Source organism: Catellatospora methionotrophica (assembly GCF_011297335.1).
GTDB classification, from domain to species: Bacteria; Actinomycetota; Actinomycetes; order Mycobacteriales; family Micromonosporaceae; genus Catellatospora; species Catellatospora methionotrophica.
Window position 1 is genome coordinate 1 of record NZ_JAAOTJ010000002.1, and the last position, 12,935, is coordinate 12,935.

Annotated in this window: 15 protein-coding genes; 8 read left to right on the forward strand and 7 right to left on the reverse strand. The window is 72.5% G+C overall.

Annotation, left to right across the window (positions count from 1 at the left end):
• The first annotated feature begins 120 nt into the window (after positions 1 to 120).
• Positions 121 to 870 (forward strand): phosphotransferase, encoded by a 750-nt coding sequence (locus HAV40_RS07345; RefSeq protein ID WP_166380129.1) that lies wholly within the window; start codon positions 121 to 123, stop codon positions 868 to 870.
• A 12-nt stretch (positions 871 to 882) separates the two neighbouring features.
• Here the strand turns inward: HAV40_RS07345 and HAV40_RS07350 are convergent, their stop codons facing one another.
• The gene (locus tag HAV40_RS07350) at positions 883 to 1,038 is read right to left on the reverse strand and encodes a hypothetical protein (RefSeq protein WP_166380130.1); all 156 of its coding nucleotides are present in this window, start codon (positions 1,036 to 1,038) and stop codon (positions 883 to 885) included.
• A 75-nt stretch (positions 1,039 to 1,113) separates the two neighbouring features.
• Between HAV40_RS07350 and HAV40_RS07355 the strand changes: the two genes are divergently transcribed.
• The 3 genes from HAV40_RS07355 (at position 1,114) to HAV40_RS07365 (ending at position 4,410) form a co-directional block, all read left to right on the forward strand.
• Entirely contained in the window at positions 1,114 to 1,761 is a 648-nt protein-coding gene (locus HAV40_RS07355) for a PadR family transcriptional regulator (RefSeq protein WP_166380131.1), read from the forward strand.
• A gap of 185 nt (positions 1,762 to 1,946) precedes the next feature.
• Complete coding sequence (locus HAV40_RS07360; protein ID WP_166380132.1) at positions 1,947 to 3,158, forward strand: FAD-dependent oxidoreductase; 1,212 nt, start codon at positions 1,947 to 1,949, stop codon at positions 3,156 to 3,158.
• 214 nt (positions 3,159 to 3,372) lie between these two features.
• Positions 3,373 to 4,410, forward strand: coding sequence for a glycoside hydrolase family protein (locus tag HAV40_RS07365; protein WP_203670937.1), 1,038 nt, complete (start codon positions 3,373 to 3,375; stop codon positions 4,408 to 4,410).
• Here the strand turns inward: HAV40_RS07365 and HAV40_RS07370 are convergent.
• The 3 genes from HAV40_RS07370 to HAV40_RS07380 all read right to left on the reverse strand — a co-directional run bounded on the left by HAV40_RS07370 (position 4,407) and on the right by HAV40_RS07380 (position 6,275).
• Positions 4,407 to 4,688, reverse strand: coding sequence for a DUF3040 domain-containing protein (locus HAV40_RS07370; RefSeq protein ID WP_166380133.1), 282 nt, complete (start codon positions 4,686 to 4,688; stop codon positions 4,407 to 4,409). The two genes, HAV40_RS07365 and HAV40_RS07370, sit on opposite strands and share 4 nt — an antisense overlap.
• A 148-nt stretch (positions 4,689 to 4,836) precedes the next feature.
• Positions 4,837 to 5,436: a phosphoribosylanthranilate isomerase gene (locus tag HAV40_RS07375; RefSeq protein WP_166380134.1), complete on the reverse strand. Its 600-nt coding sequence runs from the start codon at positions 5,434 to 5,436 to the stop codon at positions 4,837 to 4,839.
• An 8-nt stretch (positions 5,437 to 5,444) separates the two neighbouring features.
• Positions 5,445 to 6,275 carry an alpha/beta fold hydrolase gene (locus tag HAV40_RS07380; protein ID WP_166380135.1) on the reverse strand — a complete coding sequence of 277 codons (831 nt, stop codon included), beginning with the start codon at positions 6,273 to 6,275 and terminating at the stop codon, positions 5,445 to 5,447.
• Between the two features lie 174 nt (positions 6,276 to 6,449).
• Here HAV40_RS07380 and HAV40_RS07385 point away from each other — a divergent pair, with 174 nt between their 5' ends.
• Complete coding sequence (locus HAV40_RS07385) at positions 6,450 to 6,872, forward strand: phage holin family protein (protein WP_166380136.1); 423 nt, start codon at positions 6,450 to 6,452, stop codon at positions 6,870 to 6,872.
• A 6-nt stretch (positions 6,873 to 6,878) separates the two neighbouring features.
• Here the strand turns inward: HAV40_RS07385 and HAV40_RS07390 are convergent, their stop codons facing one another.
• On the reverse strand, positions 6,879 to 7,718 hold the full coding sequence (locus HAV40_RS07390; RefSeq protein WP_166380137.1) for an ABC transporter permease: 840 nt from the start codon (positions 7,716 to 7,718) through the stop codon (positions 6,879 to 6,881).
• Positions 7,719 to 7,728: 10 nt separating this feature from the next.
• On the reverse strand, positions 7,729 to 9,093 hold the full coding sequence (locus HAV40_RS07395) for a metal-dependent hydrolase family protein (RefSeq protein WP_166380138.1): 1,365 nt from the start codon (positions 9,091 to 9,093) through the stop codon (positions 7,729 to 7,731).
• 116 nt (positions 9,094 to 9,209) lie between these two features.
• Between HAV40_RS07395 and HAV40_RS07400 the strand changes: the two genes are divergently transcribed.
• Both HAV40_RS07400 and HAV40_RS07405 read left to right on the forward strand, forming a co-directional pair.
• A complete protein-coding gene (locus HAV40_RS07400) occupies positions 9,210 to 9,626 on the forward strand; it encodes a DUF4259 domain-containing protein (RefSeq protein ID WP_203670935.1) in 417 nt (138 codons plus the stop codon).
• An 8-nt stretch (positions 9,627 to 9,634) separates the two neighbouring features.
• Positions 9,635 to 10,513, forward strand: coding sequence for a phosphotransferase family protein (locus HAV40_RS07405; protein WP_166380139.1), 879 nt, complete (start codon positions 9,635 to 9,637; stop codon positions 10,511 to 10,513).
• 66 nt (positions 10,514 to 10,579) lie between these two features.
• On the opposite strand, the gene HAV40_RS07410 is transcribed toward HAV40_RS07405, so the two are convergent.
• The gene (locus HAV40_RS07410; protein ID WP_203670999.1) at positions 10,580 to 11,812 is read right to left on the reverse strand and encodes an SGNH/GDSL hydrolase family protein; all 1,233 of its coding nucleotides are present in this window, start codon (positions 11,810 to 11,812) and stop codon (positions 10,580 to 10,582) included.
• 183 nt (positions 11,813 to 11,995) lie between these two features.
• Between HAV40_RS07410 and hemC the strand changes: the two genes are divergently transcribed.
• Positions 11,996 to 12,919: a hydroxymethylbilane synthase gene (gene hemC / locus HAV40_RS07415; protein ID WP_203670933.1), complete on the forward strand. Its 924-nt coding sequence runs from the start codon at positions 11,996 to 11,998 to the stop codon at positions 12,917 to 12,919.
• Positions 12,920 to 12,935: the final 16 nt, after the last annotated feature.

Consider the following 12,935-nt stretch of genomic DNA (forward strand, 5'->3'; position numbering starts at 1 on the left):
AACTCTTAAAGAGTTGCGCCTTCGTGACGTCTGCCAAGCCGCGACTCTTTAAGAGTTGCGGCGGGAGAGGTCGGGGCGGCGGGGTTGGCGGTGGTGGGGGTGGGGGTTGAGGATCGGCGGATGGTGGAGGGTGAAGAGGCGCTGGTCGGGAATGTGACCTCGGGTGTCGTGCGAGTGGGGAAGACCGTGCGGCGGCCTGCGGGGGCGTGGACCGACGGGGTGGACGCGTTCCTGAGGCACCTGCGTGCGGCCGGGTTCGGGGGTGCGCCGGAGCCGCTCGGCAGGGATGAGCAGGGCCGGCAGGTGCTGGCGTACGTGGCGGGCGAGATCGGTGACGCGACCGGGACGTACACCCTGACCGAGCTGGCGGAGATCGGCCGGATGCAGCGGGCGTTGCACGACGCTGCGGCGAGTTTCGTGCCCGCGCCGGGGACCCGGTGGGCGACGCCGATCCCGCCGGACCGTGCCGAGCTGGTCTGCCACAACGACGTCGCGCCGTGGAACCTGATCCGCGCCGAGCGCGGCTGGGTGCTGATCGACTGGGACGGTGCCGCTCCGAGCTCGCGCCTGTGGGACCTGGCGTACGCCGCGCAGAGCATGGCCGGGATGAGCGCGCGCCGCGCCCCGGCGGAGTCGGCCGCCAGGCTGCGCGCCTACACCGACGGCTACGGCCTCGACGCGCGGCGGGGTCCGGAGCTGGCCGCGCTGCTCGGCCGCCGTGCCCGCGCGATGTACCACCTGCTGGAGACCGGCGCACGTGAGCAGCGTCAGCCATGGGCGCGCATCTTCACCGAGGACGGCCCGTACTGGCGCGGCACCGCCGACTACCTGGATCGGCACACTGCGGTCTGGGCGGCGGCTCTCGCCTGAGCCGTTCCGGTGTCAGCGCCGGTCGGCCGCGTTCAGCAGGGCGGCCTCCAGTCGGGGCCCGAGTCCGCCGGACGGCAGCGGGGCCGGGGTCGTGGTCAGCCAGGCCCAGGTGTCGGCGACGGTCTGTGCGACGGGGGCGGCAGTGCAGGTCGGCGGTATCGCGCCCATGGGTGGCGCGGCATTGCTCGGATGCGTATACTCGTGAGCGAGTAATCAAATCACTAGTATGGAGGAGTGGCGGGCGTGGCGAAGCGGCGCAAGGTCGGCAATCTGATGGCGCTGGCCGTGCTGTCGGCGCTCGTCCAGCAGCCCATGCACCCGTACCAGATGGCTTCGGTCCTGCGCGAGCACGGCAAGGACCAGAACATGAAGATCAAGTGGGGTTCGCTCTACACCGTCGTGCAGAACCTGGAGAAGCACGGCCTGATCGAGGCCACCGAGAGCGTGCGCCAGGGCGGCCGCCCGGAGCGGACCGTCTACGGCATCACCGACGCGGGCCGGGCCGAGCTGACCGACTGGGTACGCGAGCTGCTGTCCACGCCCGAGCAGGAGCAGTCGCGGTTCACCGCCGCGCTGTCGGTGCTGGCGGTGCTGTCGCCCGCCGAGGCGGCCGACCTGCTGGCCCAGCGGCTCGACGCGCTGGACAAGCGGTTTGCCGGGCGGCAGGCGGCCCTGGCCGAGGCGGCCCGCGACGTGCCGCGGCTGTTCCTCGTCGAGGAGGAGTACGAGCTGGCCGTCGCCGAGGCGGAGATCGGCTTCGTGCGCGGGCTGCTCGGCGAGCTGACCTCCGGCACGTTCCCGGGCCTGGCCGACTGGCAGACCTTCAGCGAGACCGGGGTCGTCCCGCCGGAACTGGCCGAACTGATGGAGAGAGGCCTGCACCCGCAGTGAAGAAACGGTCCCCGGCGGCGTGCGCCAACACGCCACCGGAGACCTCAACCCTCGCACCGCACCGCAGGGGCCCGGCCACGAGAGGTGGCAACCGCAAGGATAGCCGGGTTCCCCTGCCGGTTCGGTGCGCGACCGCACCGTGCCGGTCGGCCGACCGGACGGCTACCCCTGGGGAGTGGACAGTCATGACGAAGGTGAAGACCGCACTGGTCGTGGGCGGCGGCATCGCCGGCCCCGTGGCCGCGATGGCCCTGCGGCAGGCGGGCATCGAGGCCCGCGTGTACGAGGCGTACGGCAGCACCGCCGAGAACGTCGGCGGGGGACTGAGCATCGCGCCCAACGGCCTCGCCGCGCTGAAGGTGATCGGCGCCGACGAGGTGGTACGGGCCATCGGCCTGCCGATGTCGAGCATCGTGATGCACAGCTGGACCGGCAAGCGGCTGGCCTCGTTCGCCGGTCCGGCCGACCTGGAGCCGCAGCGCTTCGTGATGCGGCCCGACCTCTACCAGGCCCTCTACGGCGAGGCCGCGCGCCGCGGCATCCCCGTCGAGCACGGCAGGCGGCTGGTCTCCGCGGAGCACCTGGGCGCACCGGACGCGCCGTCGGGCGTACGCGCCCACTTCGCCGACGGGAGCACCGCCGAGGCGGACGTGCTCATCGGCGCGGACGGGATCCGCTCCACGGTGCGTACGATCATCGACCCGGCCGCGCCACGGCCCCGCTACACCGGGCTGCTCGGCTTCGGCGGATGGTCGACCGGCACCGGCCTGGCCAGCACCGGCGACGCCATGTACATGATGTTCGGCAAACGCGCGTTCTTCGGCTACCAGGTGTTCCCCGACGGGCGCTGCGGCTGGTTCGCCAACCTGCCGCACCCGCAGCCGATGTCCTGGACGCAGGCCAACAAGACCGGCAAGCAGGAGTGGCTGCGGCTGATCATGGCGGCGTTCGCCGACGACCGGATGCCGGTGCTGGACATCCTGCGCACGTCCGTGGAGTCCGAGTTCGTCGCGGTCGGCGGGATGGAGGACATTCCGCGTGTGCCGCACTGGCACCGTGGCCGGATGGTGCTGGTCGGCGACGCCGCGCACGCCACGTCGCCCTCGTCGGGCCAGGGCGCGTCGCTGGCCGCCGAGAGCGCCGTGCAGCTCGCCCGGTGCCTGCGCGACCTGCCCGCCGAGCAGGCCTTCGTCGCGTACGAGCGGCTGCGCCGGGAGCGGGTCGAGCGCATCATCGCCGCAGCGGCACGTACCAACAGCAACAAGGCCGCAGGACCGGTGGCCCGGGTGCTCCGTGACGCGCTCCTGCCCACGGCGATGAGACTGCTGGCCAAGCCGGAGAAGATGGCCTGGCAGTTCGACCACCGCATCGACTGGCCGACCCCGGTAACCCCCTGACCTGCCCGCGCCGGCGTGTGTATACACGGCCAAGATCGCTGTTTCGGGTCAGAACCTCGGCCTGAACCGCAGCTTTTGACCCGTAACAGTGATCTTCACGGGTGGGTGGCGACGCCCGGATCCGGTACCGGTCCAGCTACCTAGGACGGAGTAGGGGTGGTGATCCAGGGGGCTGGGGGGACGGGGGGTGGTGGGGCGGTTAGGGTTTCGGCTCGTGGACCACACCTCGCAGCGGTTACCCGGCAGGCACGTGCGGCATGACCGCCGCAAGCGGTGGCTGGCGGTGGCGCTGGCGGTGGCAGTCCTTTCAGGAGGGTCGTACGCGGTCGTGCGGCTGTGGAACGGGGAGCCCGCGACCGCCACCGCGGGTCCGGGGGAGCCCGCGACCGCCACGCAGGGCGCTGAGCCCGCCGTGTCCGGTTCGGCCTCGGCGGTGCCGTCGGCGAGCGCGTCCGTGTCGCCGCGTCCGTCGGCGTCGGCGAGCCCGAAGACTCCGGCCGGTGCGCCCGCGAAGACGTCGTCGAAGAAGGGCGTCAGTGTCTGGCAGTCCAGCGGACTCGGTGCGGCCCTCACCGACGTACGCGCGAGCTGGTATTACAACTGGGCGTCGGGTCCGACCCAGGGCGCGGGCAGCAGTGCCACGTTCGTGCCGATGATCTGGGGCGAGAAGTCGGTGACCGACGCCGAGCTGGCGCGGGCGAAGAAGTCCGGCAAGATCCTGCTGGGCTTCAACGAGCCCGACTTCGCCAGCCAGTCGAACATGACCGTCGAGCGGGCCCTGGACCTGTGGCCCCGGTTGCAGGCGACCGGCCTGCGGCTGGGCAGCCCGGCGGTCGCGGTCGGCGCGGACCGGGCCGGGGGCTGGCTGGACCGGTTCATGGCCGGTGCGAGATCACGCGGCTACCGGGTCGACTTCATCACCCTGCACTGGTACGGCGGGGACTTCTCGTCCGCGGCGGTCGGGCACCTGAAGAACTACCTGCAGGCGGTGTACCAGCGCTACCGGATGCCGATCTGGGTGACGGAGTACGCGCTGATCAAGTGGGACGCGAACGGGGCGGTGTATCCGAGCGACGCGCAGCAGGCCGCGTTCGTCACCGGCTCGACGAAGATGATGCAGGCCCTGTCCTACGTGGAGCGCTATGCGTGGTTCGCGCTGCCGTGGCCGACCGAGGGCCATCAGGGCACCGCGCTGTACCGCGACGGCGACAGCCCGACCGCGGCCGGGCGGGCCTATCGGGCGGCAGGTTAGGCCCGGTTGCCGAAGCCGTCGCCGATGGTGACCAGTGCCAGCACCGCACCGAGCGCGGCGAGGAAGCCGCCGCCGGGTGCGCCCGCGGAGAACAGGAACAGGGCCACCGCGCACCCGGTCAGGGCCAGGGCGATCCGCCACCCGGTGCGCCGTACGCGGTATTCGGCGGGCGGCTGCGGCTCACCCGCGCCGAGCCCGCGGGCGAAGCGCGGGTCCTGCGCGCGGGTGCGCTCGGCCAGCTCCGCGAGCCGGCTCTCGTCCTCCGGGCCGAGTGCCACCCGACCTCACCTCATCCCCGTCGCGCCGTGTGTCCGCCGTACCCGTCGTGGCCGGGCCGCACACCGGTAGACGACGGCAGGCCGGCACGGCGTTGCGTGCCCGCGCGATCATCATGGCGGCGGCGGGCAACCCGGGGGGACGGAACGGTCAGCCCGCTTTGCGGGCGGCGGCGATGAAGTCCCTGATCAGGGCCTCGCTCTTGACGCCGCGCGCGGATTCGACGCCGCTGGACACGTCGACGCCGCCCGCCCCGGACCGGTGGATCGCGTCGGCGACGGTGTCGACGTACAGGCCGCCCGCGAGGATCCAGCCGTCACCGGGGCTGCGTTCGCGCAGCGCCGCGTAGTCCCACGCGCCACCGGAGCCGGGCTCGGTCGCGTCGACCAGGAGCAGATCCTCGCCGTACGCGCCGATGCGCAGGTCCGGGGCTTCGTGGCTGGTCGCGCGCACCAGGGTCAGGCCCAGGTCGGCGACGGCGGCGAAGTCGTCGCGGGAGTAGTCGCCGTGCAGTTGCAGCGCCCGCAGGCCGCAGTCGCGGACCAGGTCGCGTACGGTCGCGATGTCCGCTCCGGCGACGACCGCGACGGTCAGCACGTGCGGTGGGACGGCCGCCGCCAGTTCCCGCGCCCGGTCCGGGGTCACCTGCCGTACGCTGCGGGTCAGCACGAAGCCGACGGCGTCCGCACCGGCGTCCACGGCGGCGGCGACGGTCTCGGCGGTGGACAGGCCGCAGATCTTGACGAACACGGCGTGCCTCAGCCTTCGGCCGCGATGCGGGCCAGGATCTCGCGGGCGGTGTCGTCGGGGGCCTCGTCGGGGATCCAGTGGCTGACCCCGGCCAGGTTCACGAAGCGGTAGTCGCCGGTGACGTAGTCGGCGCAGCTCTGCGCCGCCTGGGGCCCGATGGCCCAGTCGCCGTCGCTCCACAGGAACGTGGTCGGCACCGCGACGCGTCCGGCGGGGGTGAACCCGGAGCCCAGGGTCAGTGCCCGGTACCAGTTCAGGCCGCCGGTGAGGCGGGCGCGGTCGAGCATCGGGGTGACGAAGCGCTCGACCCGGTCGGCGGGCACGCCGGTGAAGATCTCCCGCAGCCGCTGGCCGTCCTGGTCCAGCAGCACGTCCTCGGCCTTGCCCTCCTGCTGGAACAGGCCGATGTACGCCGAGCGCTGCTGCTGGTCGGGGTCGGTGGCGATGGCCCTGGCGAACGCGACGGGGTGCGGCACGGAGATCGCGGTGAGGGTGCGCACCCGGTCGGGGTGCCCGGCGGCCAGGTGCCAGGCGACGACGGAGCCCCAGTCGTGGCCGACGACGTGCGCGCGGTCCACGCCGAGCGCGTCGAGCACCGCGAGCGCGTCGGCGACGCATTCGCCGATGACGTAGTCGGCGACGGCGGTCGGGCGGGCGCCGGGGGAGTAGCCGCGCTGGTCGAAGGCGTAGGTGCGGACGCCCGCGTCGTGCAGGCGCTCGGCGACCGGTTCCCATTCGCCGGCGTGCTGTGGGAAGCCGTGCAGCAGCAGTGCCACCGGACCGTTCTCGGGCCCGCCCGTGTGGAGGTCGAACACCAGGCCCCGTGCCGCGATCTGCATGAGTGCCAGCCTAGTACGCGGTGTGCGGCGGTGATCGGGTGCGGCGGCGGGCCGGTGGCGCGGTGTTCTTTCACGGCGGGTTCACACGTGCGGGTGAAGATCATGGCATGGATCGGCGGAAATGATTCGGCACACTGGGATGAGGGCAGAAGGTAGGCAGGTGGAGGTGACCTGATGTCCGAGACACACCGCCAGACGTCGTCAGATCCGGGCAGCGGGGCCGGGGAGCAGTTGAGCAGTCTTTCGCGTGCCGAGTTCGCGCTGGCCAGGACGTGGCTGCGGGGTGCGGCGAGCGATGCGGGCAGGGCGCAGGGCCGGATGAGCACGGCCGGGTTGCTGCTGATCTGGGTGTTGCCGGCGCTGGTCGTGGCGGGGGTGCTCGGCCTGGCGCGGGTGATGCCGGTGTGGGCGGCCGTGTCGTGCGTGGCGGCGGGGCTGGTGCTGCTCGGGGTCGGGCTGGGGCTGGCGGCCCGGTCGCGTGGCAGGCGGGCGAGCGCGCCGGTGGGCCAGTACGCGTGGCGGCCGCTGCGCGAGGACGCGGCCGGGCTGGACAAGTCCCGGCCGGCGCCGACGGGTGTGGAGCGCCGCGGCGGCTGAGCCGCGTCAGGGGCTGCTGATCCAGCGGTCGCGGAGGCTGACCAGGATGGTCACCGAGACGACGAGCAGGATCAGGCTGAGCACGATCGCGGCTTCGAGGTCGGTTTCCAGGGCCAGGTATACGGCCAGCGGCATGGTCTGCGTACGCCCGGGGAAGTTTCCGGCGAAGGTGATGGTCGCGCCGAACTCGCCCAGGGCGCGGGCCCAGCACAGCACCGCGCCTGCGGCGATGCCGGGTGCGACCAGGGGCAGGGTGACCCGGCGGAAGGTGGTCCAGCGTCCGGCGCCGAGTGTCGCGGCGGCTTCTTCATAGCGGGTGTCGGCGCCGCGCAGGGCCCCTTCGACGGCGATGACGAGGAACGGCATCGCGACGAACGCTTCGGCGATGACGACGCCGGCGGTGGTGAACGGCAGGGTGAAGCCGAAGGTCTCGTCGAGCCAGGATCCGATCAGGCCGCGGCGGCCGAACAGCAGCAGCAGCGCCACGCCGCCGACGACGGGTGGCAGGACCAGCGGCACGGTGATCAGGGCGCGGGCGAGCCGCCGTCCGGGGAATGCGACGCGGGCGAGCAGCCAGGCCAGTGGCACGCCGAGCAGGATGCAGAAGATCGTGGCGAGGGTGGCGGTGAGCAGGGAGAGCCGTAGTGCTTCGCCGATCGCGGGTGCGGTCAGGTGCTGGGGCAGTTCGCGCCAGGGGGTGCGCAGCAGTAGCGCGAACAGTGGCAGGACCAGGAAGGCGAGGCCGAGTCCGGCGGGCAGGAACAGGAAGAACGGGATGCGCCGGTGGCCGTGCCGGCGCGGCGGGGTCCGGGTCGCGCCGGGGTGCTGGGTCTGGTCGACGGGCATGGGGTCCACGTTACGGATGCGGGGGTGTGGCCGCGCCGGTCAGGGTGTTCTGGACGGTCCTGCCGTCTTTCATGATCACTCGGAGGTTGGCGGGGTCGGCGAGCACGTCGAGGCTGGTCAGCGGGTCGCCGTCGACGAGCAGCAGGTCGGCGTACGCGCCGGGCTGTATCACGCCCAGCGGGGCGGGGTACGGGTCGCGGGGTCCGGACATCGCGAGCAGGGCGGCGTTGTCGGAGGTCGCCATGCGCAGCACTGCGGCGGGGGTGAACCAGCGGGCGAGTTTGGCGAGCTGCGCGCCTTGGCGGGTGGCCAGGCGGGCGTCGAACAGGGTGTCGGTGCCCCAGGCCAGCCGTACGCCGTGTCTGCGGGCCAGCCGGTAGGCGCTGTCGGTGCCGTCGGTGACCGCGAGCTGCTTGGTCCGGCCGTCGGGGTCGGTGATCGGGATGGCGTCGGCGTCGTCGAGGAACGGCTGTAGTGACCACCAGACGCCGTGTTCGGCCATCATGGCGGCGGTCTCGTCGTCGAGGAGGTGGCCGTGTTCTATGCAGCGGACCCCGGCGCGGATGGCCTGCTGCACCGATGCGGGGGTGTACGCGTGCACCATGACGTAGGTGCCCCAGTGTCCGGCGGCCTCGACGGCGGCGGCCAGTTCGGCGAACGTGTACTGGGTGACGTCGATCGGGTCGTAGGGGGAGGCGACGCCGCCGCCGGCCATCACCTTGATCTGGCTCGCGCCGCGCATGAGCTGTTCGCGGGTGGCCCTCAGCACGGCGTCGACGCCGTCGGCGATGGCGGCGGTGCCGGTGCGTTCCACCATGGTCAGTGGGGCGCCGGGTTCGCGGGGGACGTCGAGCAGGGACCGGAAGTCGCCGTGTCCGGCGGTCTGGCTGATGAACGCGCCGCTGGGGTAGATGCGGGGGCCGGTGATGACGCCTTCGTCGATGGCGCGTTTGAGGGCGAACACCGGCCCGCCGGCGTCGCGGACGGTGGTGAAGCCGCGCAGCAGGGTGCGCTCGGCTTCGCGTCCGGCGACCAGTTGCAGGTAGCCGGGGTCGGCGGTGGCCAGCACCGGTAGCGACACGGCGGCCATCATGGCGTGCCAGTGCGCGTCGATCAGGCCGGGCATCAGGACGCGGCCGCCGCCGTCGACGACGGTGCGGTGCGGCCGGGCACCGGACGGGCCGTCGGGGTGGACCGGGTCGCCGTGCGCGGCGGTGTCGGGTGCGGGGTCGCCGGGGCCGGTCCGGTCGCCGACGCGGGTGATGAGGCCGCCGGTGACGGTGACGGTGGTCGGCGGGGACAGGGTGGGGCCGACGCCGTCGAACACCCGCACGTCGCGGAACTCCGTCACTGCGGTTGCCTGCTCGCGTGCCATCTGTCGAGTGTCGCGGCCGGGGGTGTGCCCGCGTGGCGGAACGGGCCGGATCGGTGGCCGGGCCGATGTCGCATGGGTCCGGTACGTTCCCGCTGCGCCCTGCGGAGGAGGCACTGGTGGGCACCTGGGATTCGGGTCCGTTCGACAACGACAGCGCCGCGGACTGGTGCGGCGCGCTGAGCGACGCCGATCCGGCCGAGCGGCTGGAGGTGGTCCGGCAGACGCTGGCGGTGGTGGCCGACCAGGCCGGGTATCTCGATGACCGGCTGGGGGTGCGGGCGGTCGCGGCGGCTGCGGTCATCGTGTCGCAGCGGGCCGGGGCGGAGCCGCTGACTTCGCCGTACGCGCCGGAGTTTCTGCTGGAGGGGGAGTCGCTGGTGGTGCCGGAGGATGTCGCGGCGCTGGCGGTCCGGGCGCTGGACCGGGTGACCGGGGTGGATTCCGAGTGGCGTGAGCTGTGGGAGGACACCGGTGATCTCGTCGATGCGCTGGCGGTCGTCGGTGATCTGCGTACGGCGCTGCTGCTTGGTTAGGGTGAGGCATGTCCGGTGGTCGGCATGTCGCCGAGGTGCGTGAACTCGTCCGTGCGTACCTGCCCGGTCACGGGGTCGCGGTGGTGTCCGCTCTCGGGGCGGGTCTGGACAATGAGGCGTTCGTGGTGGACGGTGCGCTGGTGGTGCGGTTCAGCCGGGAGTCCGATCCGGTGCGCCGGGCCGCGCTGGTCGAGCACGAGGCGCGGTTGCTGGCCGCGGTCGCCGCAGTGTGTCCGCTGCCGGTGCCCGAGCCGGTGTTCACGGTCCCCGAGCGGGGCTGTCTGGCGTACGCGAAGCTGGCCGGTGTGCCGCTGGCGGAGCTGGCTGGGCGGTCGGCTCGTGGCGGGCCGGTCGCGGCGGTGCTGGGCGCGATGCTCGCCGCGTTGCACGCCGAGCCTGCCGAGCGGTGGGCCGGGCTGGTGGACGTCGACGACCAGCCGATGGAGCAGTGGCTTTCCGAGGCTGCGGAACTGTTCGCGTCGGTCGCCGGTCATGTTCCGGCCCGGTATCGCCGCGCGGTGGCGTCGTTCTTCGACACCCCGCCGCCGCCGAGGGGGCGGCACCTGGTGTTCTCCCACAACGATCTCGGGGTCGAGCATGTGCTCGTCGACCCTGCGGTGTGGATGGTGACCGGGGTCATCGACTGGAGTGACGCCGCGCTGGTGGATCCGGCGTACGACTTCGGGCTGATCTTCCGCGACCTGGGGCCGGGGGCGCTGCGTGCCGCCCTGGACCGGTACCCGGGCGGGGTGGAGGGTCTCGGCGAGCGTGCGGTCTTCTACGCCCGGTGCAGCGTCTTCGAGGATCTGGCGTATGGCGTCGACACCGGCCGCGACGGTTACGCGCGGCGGGCGCTGGAGGCTATGGCCTGGCTGTTCCCCGCGTAGCGGGGCGCTTCGTAAGGAAGGGCACCTTCCACGCCGTGTGACGGTGGGAAGGTGCCCTTCCTGCTGTCACTGGAAGGTGAGGGTGCCGTTGGGGTTGCGGATGCAGGAGATGGTGCGGTTGGCGGTGGTGGCCGCGGCGGCGAAGCACTGGCCGAGGACGGCGTGGCCGGCCGCGTTCGGGTGCCAGGACTCCTGGCAGGTCTGGAAGTAGGTCACGCAGGCGTTCGCGAACCGCTGGATGGCGAGCTTGTCGTATCCGGACAGGTTCGTGATGTGGGTGCCGCTCGGGCCGTCCATGATGCGCACGGGGGTGGCCAGCGCGCCGGTGGGGCTGTTGGCGTTCTCGCAGAGCCGGGCGCCGTCGAAGGCGCGCTGCACGTTGAGGTAGACCAGGTCCTGGCCGGGGAACTCGGCGGACAGGTTGGCGTGGGAGTTGCGGACCACGTTGCCGAGGTTGGCCGAGAAGCGGTGGCCGGGGGCGAGGCTGGCGCGGTGGATCGGGCAACCCGCCGCGTAGCGCTCGGCGCCCAGGTCACGGAACTTGTCCCGGTCGTCCTGGCGGCCGTCCTGCTCGATGAACGAGCTGTACACGTCGAAGGGCAGCGGGTTGGTGTAGTCCTGGAACACGATGCGGTGCTGGCCGTCGGCGTCGATCTCGTTCAGGGTCGTGATCAGCTGGCGCAGCGCGTTGGTGGTCTCCGTGGTGGCGGCGGCGACCTCGGCGGCCGAGGCCAGGTCGGCGTCGGTGCACGGCTCCTGCGGCACGGGGCCGTTGATGTAGGCCCAGAACTCCCACCAGCCGGTCCACGCGTCGGCGATGAACCGGTTGGCGCACAGGGTCGCCACGTCGCCGAAGGTGAACGAGCTGTTGTTGGAGCCCAGTCCGACCAGCACCACGTCGATGTCGTGGGTCTGGGCGACCGCGCGCAGCTGGTTGAGCTGCGAGGCGACCAGGCGGCCGTTGGTGCGGGTGTTGGACGCGTTGGCGATGTCGTGCGGCTGGCCGCCCGAGCAGGCCAGGTTGAACCGGGCGGCGATGCCCGACAGGGCGGCCACGTTCAGCGACGCGTTGGCTGAGCGGTGGCAGAAGTAGGCGTTGTTGTTCGCCGCGGACCAGCCCGGGAAGGCCTGGGAGGTTCCGTTGAGGTCGGCGACGGCGGTGTACGCGCCCGCGCCCTCCCCGCTGATGAAGCTGTCGCCGACCGCGACGGCTGCCGTGGGCAGGGCGGCCGTGGCGGGTGCGGCGGTGGCTACGGCAAACGCGCCCCAGCCGAGGGCGGCGGCGGCCGTGGCGGCCATCGCCTTACGAAGTCGAAGCACTGAGCTGCCTCTCCGATATGGAATGTGAGAACGGTTCGCGAGATCGAATCACGTGCGGCGAAGTACGTCAATGCTGTCGTTCACGGTGAAGAAAAGCTTCTGCACGACACGCCTGAATCGCTTCACGGCCTGTTCATGTCGCCTGGCCGTAGGGTTCCTCAGGTGACGACGACCGTCCGCCTCGGCACCCGGGGCAGCACCATGGCTTTGGCGCAGGCCCGCCACGTAGCCCGCGAGCTGGAATCCGCGCACGCGGGCCTGGCGGTGCGGATCGTGCCCGTGTCCACCCACGGCGACCGCTGGACCGGCAGCCTCGTCACCGCGGGCGGCAAAGGCGCGTTCACCAGCGAGATCGACGCGCTACTGCAGGCCGGTGACATCGACCTGGCGGTGCACTGCCTCAAGGACATCCCCGGTGACGTCGCGCTGCCCGAGGGCATCTGCATCGCCGCCTACCTGCCCCGTGACGACCCCCGCGACGCGCTGATCAGCCGCGACGGGCTGCGCCTGGACCAGCTCGCCCGCGACGCGGTCGTCGGGACCAGCGCGCTGCGCCGCCAGGCGCAGCTGCAGCGGGCCCGGCCCGACCTGCGGGTCAAGCCGATCCGCGGCAACGTGGACAGCCGCATCGCACGGCTGGACTCCGGCGACGTCGACGCGATCGTGGTCGCCGCGTGCGGGCTGCACCGCATCGGCCAGGCGCACCGCATCACGCAGGTGCTGCCCGCCGAGCTGATGGGCCCGGCCGTCGGCGCGGGCACCATCGTGGTCACCACCCGCACGTCCGGTCCGGCGTACGCGCTGGTCATGGCGGTCGACGACCCGGACAGCCGGGATACGAGCCTGGCCGAGCGGGCCCTGCTGCACCGCTTCGGCGCGAGCTGCAACAGCGCGGTCAGCGGCCACGCGAGCATCGACCGGGACACCGTCACCCTGCACGCCGCCGTGTACGCCCCGGAGGGCGACCGGACACTGGCGACCGTCGTCGCCGGCGACCGCACCGCCGCTCCCGCGCTGGGCCGCCAGGCCGCCGACGAGCTGCTGGCCCTCGGGGCCCGCAAGCTGCTCGACCCGTACCTGCGCTGACTCAGCCGCCCTGCCC

What these genes read in the sequence shown, in the direction of transcription:
- HAV40_RS07345 (WP_166380129.1), top strand. Translation starts at nt 121, where the DNA reads ATGGTGGAGGGTGAAGAGGCGCTGGTCGGGAATGTGACCTCGGGTGTC.
- HAV40_RS07350 (WP_166380130.1), bottom strand. Translation starts at nt 1,038, where the DNA reads ATGGGCGCGATACCGCCGACCTGCACTGCCGCCCCCGTCGCACAGACC.
- HAV40_RS07360 (WP_166380132.1), top strand. Translation starts at nt 1,947, where the DNA reads ATGACGAAGGTGAAGACCGCACTGGTCGTGGGCGGCGGCATCGCCGGC.
- HAV40_RS07380 (WP_166380135.1), bottom strand. Translation starts at nt 6,275, where the DNA reads ATGCAGATCGCGGCACGGGGCCTGGTGTTCGACCTCCACACGGGCGGG.
- HAV40_RS07385 (WP_166380136.1), top strand. Translation starts at nt 6,450, where the DNA reads ATGTCCGAGACACACCGCCAGACGTCGTCAGATCCGGGCAGCGGGGCC.
- HAV40_RS07390 (WP_166380137.1), bottom strand. Translation starts at nt 7,718, where the DNA reads ATGCCCGTCGACCAGACCCAGCACCCCGGCGCGACCCGGACCCCGCCG.
- HAV40_RS07395 (WP_166380138.1), bottom strand. Translation starts at nt 9,093, where the DNA reads ATGGCACGCGAGCAGGCAACCGCAGTGACGGAGTTCCGCGACGTGCGG.
- HAV40_RS07405 (WP_166380139.1), top strand. Translation starts at nt 9,635, where the DNA reads ATGTCCGGTGGTCGGCATGTCGCCGAGGTGCGTGAACTCGTCCGTGCG.
- HAV40_RS07410 (WP_203670999.1), bottom strand. Translation starts at nt 11,812, where the DNA reads ATGGCCGCCACGGCCGCCGCCGCCCTCGGCTGGGGCGCGTTTGCCGTA.